The organism is Bacillus taeanensis (assembly GCF_003318295.1).
Lineage (GTDB): Bacteria > Bacillota > Bacilli > Bacillales > UBA6769 > Maribacillus > Maribacillus taeanensis.
In genome coordinates this window covers 1-18,481 of record NZ_QOCW01000018.1, presented here as the reverse complement: position 1 = coordinate 18,481, position 18,481 = coordinate 1, and the positions used below count along the sequence as shown (strand labels likewise).

General features: G+C 36.3%; 17 protein-coding genes and 1 pseudogene. 15 read left to right on the top strand and 3 right to left on the bottom strand.

Annotated elements, in window-relative coordinates; all coding sequences use genetic code 11:
* The first annotated feature begins 74 nt into the window (after positions 1–74).
* A complete protein-coding gene (locus tag DS031_RS15555; protein WP_113806996.1) occupies positions 75–1,349 on the top strand; it encodes an MFS transporter in 1,275 nt (424 codons plus the stop codon).
* 163 nt (positions 1,350–1,512) lie between these two features.
* Here DS031_RS15555 and DS031_RS15550 read toward each other — a convergent pair.
* Positions 1,513–2,462 (bottom strand): annotated as a pseudogene (locus DS031_RS15550) (EamA family transporter).
* Positions 2,463–2,580: 118 nt separating this feature from the next.
* On the opposite strand from DS031_RS15550, the gene DS031_RS15545 reads away from it, so the two are divergent.
* Both DS031_RS15545 and DS031_RS15540 read left to right on the top strand, forming a co-directional pair.
* A complete protein-coding gene (locus DS031_RS15545; RefSeq protein ID WP_113806995.1) occupies positions 2,581–3,465 on the top strand; it encodes an AraC family transcriptional regulator in 885 nt (294 codons plus the stop codon).
* 107 nt (positions 3,466–3,572) lie between these two features.
* Positions 3,573–3,833: a hypothetical protein gene (locus tag DS031_RS15540; protein WP_113806994.1), complete on the top strand. Its 261-nt coding sequence runs from the start codon at positions 3,573–3,575 to the stop codon at positions 3,831–3,833.
* A gap of 628 nt (positions 3,834–4,461) precedes the next feature.
* Here DS031_RS15540 and DS031_RS15535 read toward each other — a convergent pair.
* Positions 4,462–5,415, bottom strand: a complete 954-nt coding sequence (locus DS031_RS15535) for a D-2-hydroxyacid dehydrogenase (RefSeq protein ID WP_113806993.1) — start codon at positions 5,413–5,415, stop codon at positions 4,462–4,464.
* Between the two features lie 54 nt (positions 5,416–5,469).
* On the opposite strand from DS031_RS15535, the gene DS031_RS24690 reads away from it, so the two are divergent.
* The 10 genes from DS031_RS24690 (at position 5,470) to DS031_RS15485 (ending at position 15,270) form a co-directional block, all read left to right on the top strand.
* Positions 5,470–5,751: a competence protein ComK gene (locus tag DS031_RS24690; protein ID WP_113807074.1), complete on the top strand. Its 282-nt coding sequence runs from the start codon at positions 5,470–5,472 to the stop codon at positions 5,749–5,751.
* A 463-nt stretch (positions 5,752–6,214) separates the two neighbouring features.
* Positions 6,215–7,423, top strand: a complete 1,209-nt coding sequence (locus tag DS031_RS15525) for a CaiB/BaiF CoA transferase family protein (RefSeq protein ID WP_113806992.1) — start codon at positions 6,215–6,217, stop codon at positions 7,421–7,423.
* Positions 7,424–7,457: 34 nt separating this feature from the next.
* Positions 7,458–8,240, top strand: a complete 783-nt coding sequence (locus DS031_RS15520) for an enoyl-CoA hydratase/isomerase family protein (RefSeq protein ID WP_113806991.1) — start codon at positions 7,458–7,460, stop codon at positions 8,238–8,240.
* A 37-nt stretch (positions 8,241–8,277) separates the two neighbouring features.
* The gene (locus DS031_RS15515) at positions 8,278–9,042 is read left to right on the top strand and encodes an enoyl-CoA hydratase/isomerase family protein (protein WP_113806990.1); all 765 of its coding nucleotides are present in this window, start codon (positions 8,278–8,280) and stop codon (positions 9,040–9,042) included.
* Between the two features lie 46 nt (positions 9,043–9,088).
* Positions 9,089–9,862 carry an enoyl-CoA hydratase/isomerase family protein gene (locus tag DS031_RS15510; RefSeq protein WP_113806989.1) on the top strand — a complete coding sequence of 258 codons (774 nt, stop codon included), beginning with the start codon at positions 9,089–9,091 and terminating at the stop codon, positions 9,860–9,862.
* Between the two features lie 23 nt (positions 9,863–9,885).
* Complete coding sequence (locus DS031_RS15505) at positions 9,886–11,079, top strand: thiolase family protein (RefSeq protein WP_113806988.1); 1,194 nt, start codon at positions 9,886–9,888, stop codon at positions 11,077–11,079.
* Positions 11,080–11,100: 21 nt separating this feature from the next.
* Positions 11,101–11,949: a 3-hydroxyacyl-CoA dehydrogenase family protein gene (locus tag DS031_RS15500; protein WP_181833189.1), complete on the top strand. Its 849-nt coding sequence runs from the start codon at positions 11,101–11,103 to the stop codon at positions 11,947–11,949.
* A 75-nt stretch (positions 11,950–12,024) separates the two neighbouring features.
* On the top strand, positions 12,025–12,186 hold the full coding sequence (locus DS031_RS15495; RefSeq protein ID WP_342767252.1) for a sporulation histidine kinase inhibitor Sda: 162 nt from the start codon (positions 12,025–12,027) through the stop codon (positions 12,184–12,186).
* 69 nt (positions 12,187–12,255) lie between these two features.
* Positions 12,256–13,224, top strand: coding sequence for a TAXI family TRAP transporter solute-binding subunit (locus DS031_RS15490; RefSeq protein WP_113806986.1), 969 nt, complete (start codon positions 12,256–12,258; stop codon positions 13,222–13,224).
* A gap of 153 nt (positions 13,225–13,377) precedes the next feature.
* Positions 13,378–15,270, top strand: a complete 1,893-nt coding sequence (locus tag DS031_RS15485) for a TRAP transporter permease (protein WP_181833188.1) — start codon at positions 13,378–13,380, stop codon at positions 15,268–15,270.
* Positions 15,271–15,417: 147 nt separating this feature from the next.
* Here the strand turns inward: DS031_RS15485 and DS031_RS15480 are convergent, their stop codons facing one another.
* Positions 15,418–16,176 carry an IclR family transcriptional regulator gene (locus DS031_RS15480; protein ID WP_113806984.1) on the bottom strand — a complete coding sequence of 253 codons (759 nt, stop codon included), beginning with the start codon at positions 16,174–16,176 and terminating at the stop codon, positions 15,418–15,420.
* A gap of 383 nt (positions 16,177–16,559) precedes the next feature.
* Here DS031_RS15480 and DS031_RS15475 point away from each other — a divergent pair, with 383 nt between their 5' ends.
* Positions 16,560–17,717, top strand: coding sequence for an MFS transporter (locus DS031_RS15475; RefSeq protein ID WP_181833186.1), 1,158 nt, complete (start codon positions 16,560–16,562; stop codon positions 17,715–17,717).
* Positions 17,718–17,884: 167 nt separating this feature from the next.
* Positions 17,885–18,280 (top strand): acyl-CoA thioesterase, encoded by a 396-nt coding sequence (locus DS031_RS15470; protein WP_113806982.1) that lies wholly within the window; start codon positions 17,885–17,887, stop codon positions 18,278–18,280.
* Positions 18,281–18,481 lie beyond the last annotated feature (201 nt).

The window sequence follows — 18,481 nt, the reverse complement described above, 5'->3', positions numbered from 1 at the left end:
ACATTTAAATTGAGATATTGCTTATGTTTGATCCAGTATTGTTTTTTATATTCACATGACAGCGGGGGAAAGTCTTGAAACGTTTTCATTATAGTTGGGTTATTTTATTTATTGCATTTTTTTCTATTATAATAGCAGGTATTATCCGTTCCTCATCAGGAGTGTTTATTGTTCCTTTTGAAACTGAATTTGGATGGGAACGGTCAACAATCTCATTTGCTTTTGCGATAAGCCTTCTGCTGTATGGAATTTCCGGACCTTTTATGGCAGCTCTAATCGAAGTAACAGGCATAAAGAAAATGATGATTTTAGCAATGACAACATTATTGGGCGGTATTTTGCTCACTTTTTTTATGGTGAAACCTTGGCAGTTAATTTTAATTTGGGGAGTTATTATAGGATTAGGTTCTGGCTTATTTTTAACGGTATTAAGTCCGTATATTGCGAATACATGGTTTGAAAAAAGAAGAGGACTTGCACTTGGTATGTTAACAGCTAGTACGGCAACTGGACAATTAGTGCTTCTCCCTTTGCTGGCGATTATCGTAGAAACACATTCATGGAAATGGGCGATGGGTCTTATTCTGATTCTCAGTGTTGTTATGCTCGGAGTCATTCTATTATTTATGAAAAACTCACCGAAAGAAATAGGACTTCTTCCATATGGGCTGGAAGAGGAAGGAAGTGTAAGTGAAAAAGTCCACAAGAAAAATCCTATTATTATCGCCTTTGAAACCTTATTTGAAGTAGTAAAAGTAAAACAATTTTGGCTGCTGGCAGTAAGTTTTTTTATTTGCGGACTTTCAACTAGTGGATTAATCGGCACGCACTTTATTTCTTATTGTGTAGGGTTTGGTTTTACTGCTGTTGCTGCTGCATCAATGCTTTCATTAATGGGTGTGTTTGATTTAATCGGGTCTACTCTTTCCGGTTGGCTATCTGATCGGATCGATAATCGCTGGTTGTTGTTTTGGTATTACGGATTAAGAGGGGTTTCCCTTGTATTTCTTCCGTTTGCACTTTCTGAAGGCTCGATGATTCTGCTTATTATTTTTTCAATATTTTATGGGTTAGATTGGATTGCAACTGTTCCTCCAACCGTTAACATTTCAAGGCAAATCTTCGGAAAAGAAAAAAGTGGAATTGTATACGGATGGATCTTTGCCTCTCACCAACTAGGTGCAGGAGCAGCGGCAGCTGGAGCAGGGGTCATCTATAATATTTTCAGCTCTTATTCATGGGCATTTACTTTAGCCGGAATGTTTTGTTTATTAGCAAGTTTATTTGTTATTCTGTTAAAAAAACAAGATTTTGAAGTGAAGGAAAGTCCATCTCAACTTGCTAATTAAGATAGTCGAAAATGATGTACGCAAATGATAGAATGAACTTCCCCTCCTTACAGCTTCGCGCTTAAGGAGGTTTTTTCTGTTTGAAGTTCAACATTGGAACAAGGGTCCTCACACTGCTTTTGTGATTGGAACCGAGATGTTTGCCTCCTTAGCTTAAGCGAAACTAGCTAATTTTGAGAGGCTTTTCATTTTTATAAGATTTACTATTTTTTGAAGAAGAATCTTGCGTTAAAGTCAGTAATAAAATCATGATCATGATCATGATGCAAGCTGTACCAATCCATTGGAACATTCCAAAAGGTTCGTTTAGCCAGAAAACTGTTGTTAAAACAGCTGCTATCGGTTCTATATTTCCTAGAAGGCTTGATTCTTTAGGAGCGAGACTTTGTAAACTCTCGATATAAAACCAAAATGCAATCATCGTACCAAAAATGATCACAAAAACTAAATATAAATAAGCTTCGAGCGTTAAGCTGTTTACATTTTATTTGCCATGGTGGATGAATAAAACTTAAGGCGAAGCCACCGATGATCATAGCCCAGCCAACAATAACAAGGGAATCGTATTGCTTTAGTAAAGGAATGGCATATAAAGTATAAAATGCTAAAGCAGCTCCGGATAAAACACCCCAAACAATTGCAAGCGGCGGCACAGACAATTGAGAGAATGAGCCGTTGGTTAATAAGAAAAAACAGCCAACTAAAGCAAGTGAAACAGTTAAGAAATCGTTTTTGGTTAAAACAGATTGTTTGCTTAAAATTAAGTAAACAAATCATGACCGGTGCTAAATATTGTAATAATGTTGCTACAGCAGCATTACCATGTTGAATTGAAGCCATATACGTGTATTGAACCGCAAGCATTCCGAGCAGACCGAAAATAATTAATTGAATAGCGATCTTTTTAGTTTTCCAAACATCAAATATTTGAGAGCGATCTTTCCCAATAAACTGCACGGCTAACAGCAGTAAACCAGCAAGAAGTAATCGTGTTGCAACAAGCCAATCTACATCGATTGCGTATTCTTCAAACAACTTTTTTGCAACAGTGCCGCCAATTCCCCAAAACGAAGCTCCTGTTAGCACAAGAAATAATCCTTTTCTTCTATCCATAGTGATTTCCCACCTTTAAATATAAAAATCGTGTTATCATGATGATAATAATAAGTGGGAAATCGTTAAAATAATACTTAAATTGAATCAAAAAGTATAAAAATATTGAGGTTAGAATATGCAAATAAAAGATTTTATCATTGAACAAAGTTTAAAGGAATTAACAGAACACCGTACAATGGTGCTGCCGATTGCATGTTACGAAACAATGGTTAACCAAAATATAAATGGCTTTATACCGCTTCACTGGCATGATGAAATTCAATTTGTTCGAATTGTAAAGGGAGAAGCAATCTTTCAAGTTAATGAAGAAAAGATTGCTGTGGGGGAAGGCGAGGGGCTGTTTATAAATAGCGGCTGTCTGCACACGGCAAAAGATCATAAAAATTCGGGCTGTGTTTATATTTGTTTAAATGTTTCGCCGCATTTTGTTTTATCACAAGAACTTTATACCACTTATGTCAATCCGTATATTCAAGCAACTAATTTACCGTACTTACATTTGGATCCAAAGGAAACTTGGGCGCAGAACATTTTAGATGCGGTTGTAAACATTAATCAACTTGTTCAACAAAAGCCGTCATGTTATGAGATAGATATAACCAGTCAGTTAACGTTTCTTTGGAAAAACTTAATACTAAATGGCTTTCAATTAGAGTACGAAGAGATAGAAAAACTAAAGAGTCAGCGCATGAAGCAAATGCTAAATTGGATTCACACCCATTATGCGGAGAAAATTCTTTTAGATGATATTGCCCGCGCCGGCCAATTGAGCCGTTCCGAATGCTGCCGGTATTTCAAACGGATTTTAAAGAAAACGCCATTGAATTACGTAACCGATTATCGCATTCAAAAAAGCTTAATGTTACTGCAGCAATCAGAATCCAATGTCACAGATGTGGCCTATCAAGTAGGCTTTAACAGCACTAGCTATTTTATTGCCCAGTTTCGAAAATCGATGAACATGACGCCATTAGCGTACAAAAAATATAAAAGTAGCTGAATCACTTTGTAAAGGAATACTTAAAGTAATCCTGCCCTTTGTTGAAGCAAACCTATAAAACTAGGGTATAATAAGTACTAACGAGTTATTTTTGAGTGAGGTGTACGATGCGAAAAATAACATTAGAAGAAATTAATAAAAGAGTACAAACAAAAGGCCGGTCTGTTGATTATGCAGTTAACAAATTTCGCTCGAAGACCAAAGACGAAGGCTGGACAATGGGTCGTGTTCGTCCGCGTGACTCTGATGAAGTACTAGCATTAAATCGTTTATCCCGTATGAAACTTCGGAATGCTATGAAATCCGGTAAAGTCCAATATGACAAGGAAAGACGGGTGTTTCTAGTTGCTGAATATCTCAGAGGCTAAAGAGCCAAAGGGACAGGTTTCTAGGTTTAATTGTTGAGCCGCTGGACCTGTCCCTCCGGCTTTTCCCTCCGGCTTTAGTTTCAAATCATCACTATATTTTTCAGCCAAAATAAACACCCCAAAAGATTAGATTTTGACTCTAACCTTTGGGGTGCACCATACTTCCTGTCCCTTTGGCTTTTAATCATGCATTAAATAGCTAATCAAAAAACTTATTTGGATTTTTTTTCATTCGGCTTTTTAGTTTGAATACTAGATTTCTGACGCTCAGCATCTTGTTTAAACGCCTCCATTGCTTTGTAGTAGAGTAAAGTCAACATTCCACCTCCTTCTAGTTCTAATTATATATATTCTTTGTCCTTGCTTAAATTACCTTTTTTAATATAAAGTGGTAAGCAAAGAAATCGATGATTATTTTTTGTTCAATAAAATAGGAACTGAATTAGAAAGAGAAGATGGTGGGTTCACATTTGTAGAAGGGATAGGGGTTTTAGGAAGGTTCATCCCTTTCACATTTAAACCTTACTACGAATAATAAGTTTGAGAAGTGAGCCAAGGGGACAGGTTGCTCACCCTCAATAATACTTGAGGCAAGCAGCCTATCCCTCCAGCTTTTTTCTCTGGCTTATTAATACCCGCGCTCTCGATCAACTAACCCGTTCAATGGACGTCCCTCTAAATATCTTTCTACATTTTCCACAAAAAAGCGGCTCACTTCATTGACTGTACTTGGACCTGACAGATGGGGCGTTACATATACATTCGACATTGAAAAGAAAGGATGGTCTCTTGGGAGCGGTTCTGTTTCAAATACATCAAGAACGGCTGCTTGAAGGTGTCCTGACTGCATAACAGTTAGTAAATCTTGTTCATCAATTAATGCGCCGCGGCCGACGTTAATAAGACAAGCATCTTTTTTCATTGCGAGCAGCGTATCCTTTTTGATAATATGGCGAGTTTCCTCAGTTAAAGGCAGTGTTAAGACTAGATAATCGAGCTCTTTTACAAATTCATCCCACTCATTTGAATTAAAATGCTGATCTACTAAAGCAGCTTGTTTGCCGCTAAAGCTTAATCCATGTACATTCATATCAAAGGCGCGCGCTTTACGAATGATTTTTGAGCCGATTGAGCCGATCCCTGCGACACCAATCGTTTTACCGGCGAGGCATTCCGAAATAAACGGGTCCCAGCGGCTCTCGCTTTGAGCCTGCCTCATCCGCTTAACATCTTTTACGATATGTAAGAGAAACGTAAACACATATTCAGAAATTTGAGTGCCAAACTGATTGAGAATTCTTGTAATTGCAATGTTTTCAGGGATTGTTTTGTCACGCATTAAATCATCAATTCCCGCTCCGATTGATTGAAACCAGCGAACAGATGATGAGATCGGTTGACTGAGTAAATGGGTAGGAAATTTCCAGCCTAAAATAATTTCAGTGTTCGGTAGATGTTGTTCAGCTTCTTCTGGATTTGCCGCAGTTTGTACGGATGACAATCCATAACTTCGGATGCATTCGGCATATTCTTCTGCTTGGTCCGGGCTGTATACAAGAATGTTAGGTTCGTTTCTGTTCATAAAATTTCTCCTCTCTTACTAATTATTTCCTATCTATTATAATCATTAACTACTATTTTTGAAAGGTTCTATAACCAAGGTGTCTATCCCTTTGCTGCTGCAACCTACTCTTCTACACAAATTGAGTGTATATGGATTTTTTACAATAAAATCAAAGCAATTGAACCAAAAAGCGAGCATTCGGCAGTCATCTTTCAAAACGACCAAAACCTTGAACTTGATCTATCCTTTTACAAATCAGAACGCCAAATACAAAGAACAGCATACTACGAATTTTGTTTTCTTAGACTGCAAACTTCAGAACAACTAAATAATAAAAGAAGGATGGTTACATGAGAAAAATTATCATCTTTAAGATAGAAAAATTTGCATTCAAAGGCTCAATGTCAAGCAGCATTAAAGTGGGTTAACCTGAACAATCGTCATCAAGTAAATCATCATCAGACATAAAAATAACACTTTGTCCTGAGCGAGCTAAAAGTTGTATATATTAACACAAAAGCTGGTGCGATCCACTGCAGATTATAGAATTAGAACGGTACTTTTTCGGTTAAATAAAAGATGATTAATCCAACCAACTTATTCATGTCTTATGAACAGTGCCAGGCACTGTTCATAAGACATGTTTTTTATTTTATCCAAAAGTATAAATTATCTGAATTTTATGTTGAATATTATTTTTTGGTGTGATAAACTAACGTTAATCTAAACGATAATCGGATATTTAAACCGATAATCGGAAAAGAGGCAAGGGGTATTGCTAAGCACACTTACTGACTAATATGATTGGAGGTATATTATGAAAAAAGCATTAGAAGATATCGTTGTTTTAGACTTAGGTCAAATTTATAATGGTCCGTATTGTTCACTTATGTTGGCTTTTCAAGGTGCAAAAGTTATTAAGATTGAACCGATTAAAGGGGAGAATCTTCGAGTTAGAAGAAAAGGCGATAGTCACGAGTTACTTATGCTGAATTCTAATAAGAAGGGTGTATCTATTGATCTTAAATCTGAGGAAGGAAAACAGTTGTTTTTAGATCTGGTTAAAAAGGCTGATGTCGTTGTAGAGAATTTTTCTCTTGGAGCAATGGATCGCCTCGGACTAGGTTATGAAGTTTTAAAAAAAGTTAATCCTGGTATTATTTATGCGTCTGGAAAAGGATATGGTTTAGATGGTCCATATGCTGAGAGGCTTGCAATGGATTTAACGATTCAAGCAATGGGTGGAGTAATGGCAACTACTGGTTTTGCTGATAAACCGCCTGTTAAAGCTGGTCCAGCTCTATGTGATTTCCTAGGAGGAATTCATTTATTCGGTGGTATTACAACGGCTCTTTATCAAAGGGAGAAAACAGGAAAGGGCCAATTAATTGAGGTGTCTATGCACGATGCGATTTATCCAACGCTTGCATCTGCATTGGGTGCATACTACAGCAGTGGTGGAAAGGTTTCTCAAAGAACTGGAAACCAACATAGTGGTATGGCAACGTCTCCATATAATGTATATCCAACTGAAGACGGTAACATTGCTATCCTCTGTGTTGCCGACAGACAATGGCACTCACTATTAAGAGTAATGGGTAGAGAGGATCTGCTTGCTGATGCTCGTTTCCAAACAAATGTAGACCGTTCTGCAAATACTAAACTTGTCGATGAAATTGTTACAAGTTGGACTTCTAATAAAAAGAAACTAGAGGTTTCCGATGTTCTAATTGAGGCGAATGTTCCTCATGCACCCGTATTATCAATAGATGAAGTTGCTGATGACCCGCATCTTAAATATCGAAAAATGATTCGTGAGATTGAACATCCTGAAGTGGGGAAAATCAGAGTGCCGGGGTCTCCGATTCGTTTATCTGAATCACCTCTGGAAGAAGTAGTGGCTGCACCATTACTAGGTGAACATACAGATGAAGTGCTTCAGGAAATGCTAGGTCTATCAGAAGATCAACTTAAATTATTACATCAAAAAAATATTATTCGTCAAAAAGAAAAAGTTATGCAATAAAGTTCAGGTAGATTAGAAAAGGGAGAGTTCCTAAATGGGTTCAACAATCTTAACGAATATTGAAAACCATGTTATGACAATTACATTAAACCGCCCTGAAAAGAAAAATGCTTTTAATGCTCAAATGATAGATGAATGGGTAAAAGCTCTAGAAGATGCGAAGGAAAATGACGATGTCAATGTTATTGTAGTTACTGGAGCCGGCAATGCTTTTTGTTCAGGTGGGGATGTTGGTGGTATGAAACAAGACCAAAAGCCGCTAGATAATAAAAATAAGCTTTGGAAGAATATTCACCGTGTGCCCCTTACTTTAAAAAACATAGATAAACCAGTCATCGCTGCTATTAACGGTCCAGCTGTCGGTGCAGGTTTAGATATGGCGTTAATGTGCGATATTCGCACGATTATAAGTGATTCTAAAGTAAGTGAAGGATATGTGAAAGTTGGCCTTGTGCCAGGTGATGGAGGAGCATTCTTCTTGCCTCAAATTATAGGGGAGTCTAAGGCACTTGAATTATTATGGACTGGGGATTTCATTAGTTCTGAAGAGGCGTATGAATTAGGGTTAGTTAATCATGTGTATCTTGAAGAGGATTTTTTTCAAAAGACGATTGCATTAGCTGAAAAAATAGCATCAGGTCCACAGGTTGCTATTAGAATGACGAAAAGAGCTGTACGATATTCTAGAACAATGGAACTCGAACCTGCACTAGATTTGATGTCATCTCACTACGCAATTATTAAGGAGACCGATGATCATAAAGAAGGAGTTACAGCCTTTAAGGAAAGAAGAAAAGCTAATTTTACAGGAAAATAATAGATTGATAGTAATAGGAAGAAAGGGGAGAATATAAGTGGGTTTTATTGAATATGAGAAAAAAGACCAAATTGCTTATTTATATTTAAATCGTCCTGAAAAACGGAATGCAATTAATTCTGAAATGTCCGATTTGTTTCTAGAGTATTTACGAGAATATAAAGAAGACAAAGATGCTAGAGTTTTAATCATTACAGGTAAAGGTGATAAAGCGTTTTGCAGCGGAAGAGATTTAAAAGAATCGAAGGAAAATCCTGAAGCATTTAAACGGAAACCTTTAAGAGGTAGACTCTTTAACGCAATTATTGAGACGTATAAGCCAGTTATCTCAGCCGTTAATGGGGCGGCTGTGGGAGCTGGTTGTGAGATAACGCTAGCTAGTGATATTCGTTTGGCAAGATCAGGATGTAAAATTGGTATGCCAGAGGCAAAAAGAGGGATGGGGGCAACATTTGCTTCTACCATTTTACCGAAATTAATTTCACCAAGTTTTGCAGCTAAAATGTTATTTACTGGTCAGTTGATTTCAAGTGAAGAAGCTTTACATGTTGGTTTAGTAGATGAAGTTTTAGAAGACCAAGATGCGTTAATGGAAAGAGCAGCTGAAATAGCAAATGGCATTTGTGAATGTGCTCCTCTTTCTGTTCAACGAATAAAAGAAACTATTTGGAAGACGATGGATGTTTCGTTGTTTCAAGCATTGCAGCTAGACATCGGCCCGAATGTATACGAGAGTGAAGACCGTATTGAAGGGGCTCAAGCTTTTCTTGAAAAAAGAAAGCCTGTATGGAAAGGCAAGTAAATCTGTTTCATACAAATTTACTAATCTTAATTAGAAGGTGAATAGTGTGTTTGAACATATTAAGACGGAAATAGCTAACCATGTAGGTACGATCATTATTGATAGACAAGAAGTTAGAAATGCCCTTAATCAAGCAGCAATAAAAGATCTTAACGCAGCACTAGACGAACTTGATTCCATACCTGATCTCAGAGTAATAATGATTAAAGGGGCTGGAGAAAAGGCTTTTGTAGGTGGTGCTGACATAAAAGAACTACATGAAAAATCCACGCTGGAGGCACTTGCACCTGGAATGCAAGGCATCTATAAAAAAATTGAGCAATTAACTAAGGTTACCGTTGCTGTCATAAACGGTCATGCCTTAGGCGGTGGACTAGAACTTGCCTTAGCCTGTGATATTAGAATTGCAGCAGCCCACGCAAAAATGGGTTTGCCAGAATTAAATTTAGCTATTATACCAGGTGCAGGTGGTACACAGAGATTAAGCAGAATGATTGGTAAAGGTAGAGCTTTGGACATGATTTTAACTGGAAAAATCATAGACGGGGTGGAAGCTGAGAGGATTGGTTTAGTAACCCAAGCTGTTGAGGGACATAAACTAGCTGAAGCTGCAGATGATATAGTGAAATCGATTTTATCCAAAGGAACATTAGCCGTTCAACTTGCCAAAATGGTCGTAAATAAAGGAGCAGATGTTGATTTAGATACAGGTTTAATGTTAGAGAAGTTAGCGCAAACCGTTGCCTTTGCATCAGAAGAAAAGGAAGAAGGTACGAGAGCTTTCTTAGAAAAAAGAAAACCAAGTTATAATAAATGCTAATTGTTCTAGAGGTGGGATAAAAAATGCATGAAACAGTAATAGTTAATTCGGTTAGAACTCCTATTGGTAGACTTGGAGGGACGTTAAGCACGGTTCTTGTCGATTATTTAGCTGCAAGTGTTTTAAAAGAAACTTTACGTAGATCAGGATCATCAGCAGATTTAGTTGATGAGGTTATTTTGGGGCAGGCAAAGCAAAGTGCCGATTCATCTAATTTAGCACGGCTTGCTTTGTTACGAGCAGGACTGCCTAAAGAAGTGCCTGGTTATACGATTCATCGTCAATGTGGTTCCGGTTTACAAGCTATTAATAATGCAGATATGCAAATTAAGTTAGGATTAAGCGATGTAATCATAGCAGGTGGAGCCGAAAGTATGAGTACTGCACCATACTATATTCGGAATGCTAGATTTGGATATCGTTCAGGAAATGGATTATTACTTGATCCTAATATAGAGAGTCAGCCTCACTCACAACCAATTGAGGAATACGGTGATTTAACAATGGGAATGACAGCTGAAAATCTAGCAAATCTTTACAACATTGAACGTCAAGAGCAGGATGAATTTGCATTACGAAGTCAGGAGTTAGCCGCAAAAGCTATCCGAAACGACCTTTTTAAAGATGAAATCGTACCATGTGAAGTGAAACAGGGAAAAAATACTATTCTTTTTGATCAAGATGAACATCCAAGGCAAACATCATTAGAAAAGTTACTAGCTTTAAAACCTGTTTTTAAAAAAGGCGGGACAGTAACAGCAGGTAATTCTTCAGGTAGAAATGATGCAGCTTCTGCTCTTCTTTTAATGAGAGAGTCTGTTGCGAGGGAACGAGGTTTTACTCCTAAAGCAAGAGTTGTAGCCCATGCAAGTGCAGGAGTTTCACCTGAAATTATGGGGATAGGACCTATCCAGTCTACACAAAAGGCTTTGAAACGAAGTGGGCTCTCATTAGATGATATCGATTTAATTGAATTAAACGAAGCGTTCTCAGCTCAAGCTTTAGCTGTAATTAAAGAGCTCAATCTTAATTTAGATAAAGTTAATGTTAATGGTGGAGCTATTGCATTAGGGCATCCGATAGGTGCAACAGGTGCTATCCTAGCGACAAAACTATTGCATGAAATGGAACGTCGAGGATCGAAATATGGATTAGTCACTCTCTGTATTGCAGGAGGGCTGGGGATTACGACAATTTTTGAGAATTTACAAGTTTAACTGAAGGAGGGTGGGGTGACTATGACTAAAATCGCAGTAATTGGATCTGGAACGATGGGGCGAGGTGTTGCCTATGTTGCTGCACTTAATGGATTTACAGTGTCGTTACATGATATAAATAAAGAATCTTTAAAAGATGCTGAAAAGTACATTTATGATGAGTGGAAGAAAAGTGAACAACAAGGTTTTATTACAAAAGAAGATATGGAGAAAGGCAAGAGCAGCTTGACTTTTTCATTAGATATGAAAGATTGTGTTGAAGATGCCGATCTTGTTATAGAGGCCGTATTAGAAATTATGGACGTAAAAATAAAAGTTTTCAAAGAACTTGATCAATTATGTCCTCCTCATACCATTCTTGCTACAAATACATCAACAATGAGTCCGACGGAGATAGGAGCTCAAATATCACGACCTGATAAAGTCATTGCTATGCATTTCTTTAATCCTGTTCATAAGATGAAGCTCATTGAAGTGATCAAAGGATTGGATACTTCTGAGGAAACAATAGAGTATGTAAAAGATATAGGCAAGCAGATGAAAAAGGAAACAGTAGAGGTTAATGAGTTTCCAGGATTTATCACTAGTAGAATGAATTGCTTAATAGGAAATGAAGCAATGAACATGTTGATGGAAGGTGTGGCATCTGCAGAAGATATTGATAAATCTATTAAACTAGGGTTAAATCACCCAATGGGACCATTACAACTAGCAGATTTAGTTGGTTTGGATACTAGATTGCGTAATATGGAATATTTATATCAAACTTTAGGGGAAAAGTATCGTCCTTGTCCATTACTTACTAAGTATGTAAAAGCAGGTAAATTAGGGGTGAAAACTGGTTCTGGGTTTTTTAACTATAAAAATTGATTTAACTATATAAGTTCAATTTAATCTTTCGACATATCTTTAAAAATCTATTTGTTTATGGAGAGGGTATTAACAATGATTGAAGGGCTAAGTAATGAGTTTTTAGTAAAGGCCTATATTCAAGCAAGGGTATTAAAGCTCGACCCTGACTTTATTTCTTTATTAGAAAAAGAAATAAAAAAAAGAGAATTACTGTTAATAAGGTATAGAAAAGATGAATGGAAAGCTGTCGTTTGATACATTTTATATGTTGAAATAATAAAGGGGATTTTTATATATTAAATTAAAGATAGGGGAGGTATATAAGTGAAAACAAGAAAAATAGTGGGTTTATTTATTTCATTAATCGTCATTTTTGCAATGGTAGGTTGTTCCGATAATTCAAGTGCCGGTGGAAATAAGTCTAACGTAACGATTACAACTGGTGGTACTGGTGGTACGCTTTATCCAATTGGTGCTTCTATTACTAAAATTGTAAATGGAGGTCAAGATACCATTAAAGTAACAAACCAAGCTTCTGGTGGTTCAGTTGAAAATGTAACTTTACTACAACAAGGTGATGCTGAATTTGCTATAATGGGTGGAGATGTTGCTGTTAACGGGTATGAAGGTGCAGATGTTTATGAAGGTAATCCTCAAAAATTAAGTGGTGTGTTTGTAGCTTATGATCAGCCGCTAACTATTGTAACGCTTGCGGATTCTGATATTAACTCAATTCAGGATATTAAAGGTAAAAAAGTTGTCGTTGGACAACCAGGTAGTGGAAACGAAGTTAAATCGAAACGGATGCTTGAAATTTTAGATATTACGTATGATGATTTTGAGCCTCAATTTATTTCATTTTCTGAAGCAGTTGATGCATTAAAAGATAATCATGTTGATGTTGGAATGTTTTGGTCTGGTAGTCCAAATGCATCTATTATGGACTTAGCGACAACTGAAGACATTAAATTCATTTCACTATCAGATGAAGAAAGAGAACGAGTCTCTAGTACGCATGCTTATTATGTTGATTACACACTTCCTGCCGGTCTTTACGAAGGTATGGATGAAGATATGACAACCCTATCTGTGAATGCTCAAGTAGTTACTTCTCCAGAGGTTGATGAAGATGTCGTTTACACTTTTGTAAAAACGCTTTTTGAAAACGTAGATGACTTTAGTGTTTCACATGATGCCGTTAAGGACTTTTCTTTAAAGACAGCAACTGAAAATACTATTCCTTTACATCCAGGTGCAGAAAAGTACTACAAGGAAGTCGGTGCAATCGAATAATTTTCAGAGTAATTGGAAGCGGTTTCTATAAAACGGAGGAGACTTGCTAATACTATTCGGAGTTTATAGTCTCCTCCGATTTATTAATTTTAATGATTTGATTACTTTAATTTCACAAAATAGTGGGACTGGGATAAGAAAGGAGTGATTGTTTTGTCTAAGCCGATTTCAGAAAATAGGGTTCTAAAAAAAGTTATTTTACCAATAGCGTTAATTTTATCTATATTTCAAATTTACACAGGTGGATTTGGTGTACTAACTCCAATGCTGCAAAGAAGTGTTCATTTAACACTGGTATTGATTTTAGTATTTTTACTTTACCCAATTAGTAAATCAGCTAAGTTACGCTGGATAGACTATGTAAGTGCAATTCTAGCGTTAGCAAATGGTATTTACCTTTATTCATCCTATTCAGACTTGTTTAATCGAGTAGGAAATCCAAACGTGCTTGATCAATTTTTTGCAGCAGTTACGATTATTTTACTTTTGGAGAGTACACGTAGATTAACAGGTTGGATTCTACCTTTGATTGGTGTTTTTTTCTTAATTTATGGGTACTTCGGCCATTATTTAACTGGAATATTCTCAATTGGAGAGCTTTCATATGATAGAATGATTTCACTTATTTATATGTCTACTAGTGGAATCTGGGGTACTACTTTAGGGGTAGCAGCAACATTTATTGCTTTGTTTATCCTCTTTGGAGCTTTCTTAGAGTCAACAGGTGCCGGGAAGATTTTTATAGATTTAGCCTTTGCTATTGGTGGTAAATTTAGAGGTGGACCTGCAAAAGTGTCGGTAATTGCGAGTGCTTTAACGGGTACTATTTCAGGCAGCCAGGTAGCGAATGTAAGTATTACAGGCCAATTTACAATCCCGCTTATGAAGAAGGTAGGTTATCAGCCAAAAGTAGCAGGCGGAATTGAATCTGTTGCTTCAACAGGTGGAGCTATTATGCCGCCAATTATGGGAGCAGGGGCATTCGTTATGGCAGAAATGACGGGGATACCATACTCTGAAATTGTTATAGCCGCTATTATACCAGCATTCCTTTACTTTTTATCTGTATACTGGTCGGTTGACTTTGAAGCTGCTAAGAATAATATGAGTGGGATGAAAAAAGAAGATCTACCTGATTTCAAGACAGTAGCCAAACAAGGTATTCATCTATATATCGGATTAGCCGTGCTAATTTATATGCTGATGGTTGCACATTCATCTCCAATGAAAGCAGCTGTTTGGGCCATATTTGCTATCATTATCGCAACCTTTATTTTTAAACGTAAAACAGTTAAATGGGATTTTATTATTGATGCCCTATATACAGGCGCTAAAGGTATGTTAATGGTAACGGTTGCCTGTGGTACGGCTGGTATTGTAGTAGGTATCGTGAATTTAACTGGTATTGGTATTACGTTAACATCTCTTATGATAGGTATTGCTGATAATTCGATGTTTTTAACTCTTCTTATTGCAACAATAGCAAGTATCATTCTAGGTATGGGACTTCCGCCAACCGCTGCGTATATTTTATTAGGTGTTTTAACAGCACCTGCATTGGTTGAAGTAGGTTTACCTGTCATTGTAGCTCATATGTTCGTTTATTATTATACTTGTCTAGCACCAATTACACCTCCTGTAGCTCTTGCGTCCTATACTGCAGCAGGTATTGCTGGTAGTAAACCGATGGCCACCAGCTTTAGTTCCTTACGTATAGGTCTGGTAGGGTTTATCATTCCTTTTATGTTTGTTTACGGACCATCCTTATTGTTCCAGGGAGATGTACAAGATATTATTACATCACTAATTACTAGTATTATCGGTGTTACTTTACTATCTGCTTCAATGGTAGGATGGTTGAAAAGTAATTTAAATATTATCGAAAGAGTTATACCGTTGGCAGCCGCTCTTTTATTAATTTTTCCAGAGTTTGTAACGGATATAGCTGGAGTAACTATGGCCGTACTCTTTGCAGCATATGTTTACTTAGTTAAGACGAAGAAAAGCTATGTTTCAAACGATGTAGAAAAGCGCAAATTTAGTTAGCTGGAAAAATAATAAAGGAGTTGTCTCAATAGGGTCTGACCCCCCACAACCTCACACAAGATATAGATACGTTTTATAAATCGTATACTATATATGAGGCGGGGAGGGTCTGACCTATGCTTTTGAGACAGCCCCTTTTGCATGATTTCAGTTGGATGTTTGTAACGCGTTTTCAATTTGATTAGCAGCTTCTATTAAATGTTTGGAAAATGTAGAAACAGTATCTTTCTCTTTTCTAAACACCGGAAAAGTGATGGATATACCCGCGAGGATTTCTCCTTTAGAAGATAAAATAGGAACAGAGATGTTGAATGCTCCTTTGTATACTTCTCCTTCTGAATAAGCATAGCCTCTATTTTTTATATCCTCTAAGTCCTTTTTTAATTCGTCTATTTTTGTAAAACCATCCGCAATAGCTCTTTGAAAAACTTGTTCCTGCTGTGCTGGATCCATAAACGCTAGTAATACTTTTTTTGATGCACCACGATACAGAGGGCGGATTGAACCTACAGGGGTTGAAAATTTAATTTCATTTGGGCTTTCAAGTGATGTGATACAAATTCCTTTTAAAGTTAGAGGATTTATCACATACATGCTAACGGTTTCTTGTGTTTTTTCGGCAACTTTCTCTAAAAACGGCATTGCTAATTGTTGTAGCAAAAAATGTGGATTTGCATTTAAGCCAAGTTTATAAGCGTTGAATCCTAATCTGTATTTTCCAGTAGTATTATTTTTTTCTAAATAACCACATTCGACTAGAGTATTAACTAATCGAAATGTAACAGTTGATGAAATCTCTAATTGATTGGCTAGTTCTTTTACACTGTGCTCCTTGTCTTTCCCGTGAAAATGATCTAATACCATTAATCCTCTTCGTAATGTTTGGGAGGTCGATTTGTCTACCATTGAGATACCTTCTTTCGCTCTATAGAAAATAGTTTATTGATTTTGAATAAAAAGGTCTTCTATTTTTAATATTATACGTATATTACCACCTTTTACAGTTTAATAACAATAGGTGGTTTACAAGTATTAATATCAATAATGATTTAATTTTTAAAATTATTGAAAAAGATTGATAATAATGATAAAATTCAATTATCGGATTATTAATCCGATTATCGTTTTAATATATTGCCTTTTTACGCTTTTGTAAAGTTAGAGGTTACAAAATTTCTTACTCAAAGACATGGAACAGTTCATGGGGGATTGATTGCTATAGCTGTTATGGTAGATATATGGTCGTTAAAATCTAGAGGCTAATCAACCACTAAAAAGGCGGAGTTATGATGAAGCATTACTTTTTATATTTAGTTTCAGCACTCTTTGTTTTAATACCTATATCAGCTGTACGTCCAATGACCTCGTTATTTGCAGAGTCTCTTGGTGCATCTGTGATGGAGGTGGGCATACTGACGGCCTGTTATTCTTTGATCCCATTATTTCTAGCGGTAAGTACTGGACGTTTTATTGACCGAATTGGGGAGAAGATTCCTATTTTGATAGGCTCTTCAGGAATGGCTTTAGCATTTACCATCCCTTTTCTATTTCCGAACTTAATAGCTTTATATTTTTCACAGTTACTTTTAGGGGGATCACATTTTTTAACTTTTGTTGCAGTTCAAAAAGGAGTAACCCAATCTGTTCCTTATAATAATCGTGATAGTGCAATCGCAACCTTTAGTTTATTTGTTTCATCTGGAATGATGGTAGGTCCATTAATTGGTGGATATTCTTCAGAACATATAGGATTTCAAGATTCCTATTTACTCTATACAGTTATAACAATGTGCTTACTTGTAATAGGTTTATTAAATAAAGGTAAGGGACAGGATCAGAATGCTTCCAGTCAGGAGCGGAATGTAAAAGAGGTTTTCATGATTCCAGGTATTAAGAGTGCTTTTTTCATTAGTATGTTAAATTTAGGTGCACTAGATATATTTTACGTTTATTTTCCACTGTATGCCAATTCAATAGGACTTAGCCCTTCTCAAATTGGTTGGATTTTAACCATTCAATCTTTGGCTAGTGTAATTACTAGAGTATTTATTCCTAAACTAGTACATCGATATGAAAAATTTAGAGTATTATCTGTTTTTATGTTTATTGGTGCAATCGCATACGGTTCTCTATCCTTTATGAATGGTTTTGTCTCCATGCTTATTGCAGCAACTATATTTGGTGTCGGACTTGGTATCGTACAACCACTTACAATAATGGTCACTGTTAGTTTAGCACCTGAAGAACGAACGGGTGAAGTGTTAAGTTTAAGAATAGCAGGTAATAGACTTTCTCAAATAGTGATGCCGTTGTTAATTGCTGGAGTAACAACAGTTACAGGTGTTAGTTTTATATTTGCCTTTAATGCCATATTTTTAACTTTAGGTTCTATGATGTCAAGTAGAATTGATGATAGAAGTAGTGTCAAATCAGTGATTAAATCATAACTTTCAAGAGACAGCTTGAAAAATCTCTCAGATAGCGTCTCTCTAATGGAAAATAAACACAATTGCAGACGGCAATGTTCAATAAATTGAGATTACATGGGACAGGATTAGAATTTATTAAGTGTAAAGAAAGAGACAATAAAATGATGAAAAGGTAGGGGATTATATTGTTAGAGACAGTTACAAAAATAGATGTGATGGAAAAAGATATTGACGGCTTAGAGCATGTTAATAACAGTATCTATGTTTCCTATTTTGGAATAGCACGTAAGGAATGGTATCGTGAAGCTGGATTATTATTTGAGGAAAAGCAGGAAAGAAATATAGGTACCGTAATTAGAAAATTAGAAGTAAATTTCCTGAAGGAAGCTAGATTAGGAGACTCATTAAAAATTATTACTCGGCCACTTCGACTTGGGAATAAAAGCTTTTTATTAAAGCAAGATATTTATAATCAAAATGATGAACACTTAACAGACACTACTGTTACGGTCGTCATGTTCGACACAATAAACCGAAAGAGCATAAAAGTAGTGGAGGAAATAGCACATCATTTCAAATAAGGAGAGCTAGTTGCGGTTATTTAATTTGGATTGGCAGCACTAAACTAGACAATTTTCTTACTTGAGCCAAGTTTTATGGTGCACCCCAAAAGTTAGAGTGAAATTCTAATCTTTTGGGGTGCTTATTTTGGCTAAGAAATATAGTGATGAATTAAAGTTAATGGTGGTTAAAGAGTATCAAGAAGGAAAGTTAGGAATTAG

Coding starts and splice junctions, on each gene's coding strand:
- DS031_RS15520 (WP_113806991.1), top strand. CDS start 7,458: ATGGGTTCAACAATCTTAACGAATATTGAAAACCATGTTATGACAATT.
- DS031_RS15505 (WP_113806988.1), top strand. CDS start 9,886: ATGCATGAAACAGTAATAGTTAATTCGGTTAGAACTCCTATTGGTAGA.
- DS031_RS15500 (WP_181833189.1), top strand. CDS start 11,101: ATGACTAAAATCGCAGTAATTGGATCTGGAACGATGGGGCGAGGTGTT.
- DS031_RS15475 (WP_181833186.1), top strand. CDS start 16,560: ATGAAGCATTACTTTTTATATTTAGTTTCAGCACTCTTTGTTTTAATA.
- DS031_RS15495 (WP_342767252.1), top strand. CDS start 12,025: ATGATTGAAGGGCTAAGTAATGAGTTTTTAGTAAAGGCCTATATTCAA.
- DS031_RS15525 (WP_113806992.1), top strand. CDS start 6,215: ATGAAAAAAGCATTAGAAGATATCGTTGTTTTAGACTTAGGTCAAATT.
- DS031_RS15480 (WP_113806984.1), bottom strand. CDS start 16,176: ATGGTAGACAAATCGACCTCCCAAACATTACGAAGAGGATTAATGGTA.
- DS031_RS15545 (WP_113806995.1), top strand. CDS start 2,581: ATGCAAATAAAAGATTTTATCATTGAACAAAGTTTAAAGGAATTAACA.
- DS031_RS15535 (WP_113806993.1), bottom strand. CDS start 5,415: ATGAACAGAAACGAACCTAACATTCTTGTATACAGCCCGGACCAAGCA.
- DS031_RS15540 (WP_113806994.1), top strand. CDS start 3,573: ATGCGAAAAATAACATTAGAAGAAATTAATAAAAGAGTACAAACAAAA.